1 rRNA gene is annotated in these 430 nt (G+C 42.1%); it reads left to right on the top strand.

What is annotated here, in order from left to right:
* Positions 1–288: 288 nt before the first annotated feature.
* Positions 289–430 (top strand): 23S ribosomal RNA (locus NE665_RS24050); the annotation flags it as partial.

Raw genomic sequence — 430 nt, 5'->3', positions numbered from 1 at the left:
TTAAGTCGTAACAAGGTATCCCTACGGGAACGTGGGGATGGATCACCTCCTTTCTAAGGAGAAAGTACAAGAAGAAGTAAAGAGATATCGGACATTTCCTGTTCAGTTTTGGAAGACTGATCTTCCAAGAGAAACGAAGTCGATCTTTGAAAACTGAATAACAGAAGACATATGAAGGTCTATAACGAAAGTTGTAAACAACATAGATATTCACGAGTAGAAAGTTAAACAAAACAGAAAACTCAAGCAAAAACCTAAGCAAAGAAACGAACGCTTGAAACTTAACGTGATTAAGTGAATAAAGGCGTACGGTGGATGCCTAGGCACTTGGAACTGAAGAAGGACGCAACAAACGGCGAAACGCGACGGGGAGTGGTACGTACACAAAGATCCGTCGATATCCGAATGGGGAAACCCGGCAGCAGTAATG

The sequence above is a fragment of the Clostridium sp. DFI.1.208 genome, assembly GCF_024463855.1.
Taxonomy (GTDB): Bacteria; Bacillota_I; Bacilli_A; order Erysipelotrichales; family Erysipelotrichaceae; genus Clostridium_AQ.
Note: the sequence above shows the minus strand (reverse complement) of the source record. Positions and strands in the feature narration are given on the sequence as shown.